This is a genomic window from Xanthomonas nasturtii (assembly GCF_001660815.1).
Taxonomy (GTDB): Bacteria; Pseudomonadota; Gammaproteobacteria; order Xanthomonadales; family Xanthomonadaceae; genus Xanthomonas; species Xanthomonas nasturtii.
The window spans coordinates 1-1,330 of the sequence record NZ_LYMI01000084.1 but is presented as its reverse complement, the minus strand read 5'-3'; the positions used below and the strand labels follow the sequence as shown (position 1 = coordinate 1,330).

Sequence of the window (1,330 nt, the reverse complement as noted above, 5' to 3'; positions counted from 1 at the left end):
CTGGTAGTACAGGCCCGGATGCAGCGCGCCATAGGCCCGTAGCAGCACATCGATATCGGCCAGCAGCGCCGGGCTGCGTGCGGCTAGTTGTGATCTCTCAGTAGGTTGTTCATCCGGGGCATCTCTGGAAGATGGGGGTTATCAAGCCAACCCAGCCCCCAGGAGCCTCGGATGAACCTGCATAAACATGCCCGCTTGAGCCCTCGCGGTCGAGCCCTGCTTGTGGATCGCATCCTTGTTCATGGGTTGCGCGTGGAAGAAGCAGCGCATGCGGCCGGTGTCAGCGTCCGAACGGCCTACAAATGGCTCAAGCGCTTTAAGGAAGAGGGGGAAGAAGGGTTGACTGACCGTACCTCCCGGCCTCACAAGTGCCCCCATGCCACGCCTAAGCACGTTGTGGATCAGGTCATCGCGCAGCGCCGTGCACGCCATACGTATCGGCAGATCGCCCAGCAGTTGCCTGTGGCGCCGAGCACCATCGCGCGGTTGCTGCGCCGCGCCGGCCTGTACCGACTGGCGGAGTTGGAGCCGGCGCTGCCGCACAATCGCTATGAGTACGCCCAACCCGGCCAACTGCTGCATCTGGACATCAAGAAGCTGGCCCGTTTCCGCCAGCCAGGCCACCGCGTGACCGATGATCGGACGGTCACCTCCCGCGGCATTGGCTGGGAGTACGTCCACCTGGCCATCGACGATCACTCCCGCGTGGCCTTCGGCACCATCGAGCCCGATGAACGCGGCATCAGCGCCTGCAGGGCCCTGATGCAGGCGGTTCGCTACTACCGCAGCCTGGGCGTGCGCTTGGAGCGCGTGTTGACCGACAACGGCGCCTGCTACAAATCACGACGCTTCCGACGCCTTGTCCGACGGCTCGGCCTGCGCCATCTGCGAACCCGACCCTACACGCCGCGCACCAATGGCAAGGCCGAACGGCTGGTGCAGACCAGCCTGCGAGAATGGGCCTATGCGCGCTCCTATACCGACTCCACGCAACGCGCCAACGCCTTCCAGGGCTGGCTGCATCACTACAACTGGCATCGGCCACACGCCAGCCTCGGCTACAAACCCCCCATCTCCCGAATTCCAATTCCAATGAACAACGTGGTGGGTTTACACAGCTAGCCGGCTATCAGTTCTTCGGCGAGGTGGAGATCGACGGCGCCAGCGGCGTGCTGACGGTGACCTTGCGCGATCTCGACGGCGTGGCGCAGTTCCGGCAGCCGATCCTGCCGTATGGCGCGGCGCCTCACGCGGCGGGGTGAGGGTAGAACGCCAGCGCGGCGCGGCAGTCCGGTGCAGCCCACCATTCGTGTAACTGCCAGTGCGCCGC

1 protein-coding gene and 1 pseudogene are annotated in these 1,330 nt (G+C 64.7%); one reads left to right on the top strand and one right to left on the bottom strand.

Going from position 1 to position 1,330, the window contains the following annotated elements; translation table 11 throughout:
- Positions 1–171: 171 nt before the first annotated feature.
- Complete coding sequence (locus tag A7D16_RS20190; RefSeq protein ID WP_064635009.1) at positions 172–1,122, top strand: IS481 family transposase; 951 nt, start codon at positions 172–174, stop codon at positions 1,120–1,122.
- A 124-nt stretch (positions 1,123–1,246) separates the two neighbouring features.
- Here the strand turns inward: A7D16_RS20190 and A7D16_RS24220 are convergent.
- A pseudogene (locus tag A7D16_RS24220) lies at positions 1,247–1,330 on the bottom strand (4-phosphopantetheinyl transferase); the annotation flags it as partial.

Bases quoted from the DNA above. Each gene is read 5' to 3' on its own strand.
- A7D16_RS20190 (WP_064635009.1), top strand. From the start codon at position 172: ATGAACCTGCATAAACATGCCCGCTTGAGCCCTCGCGGTCGAGCCCTG.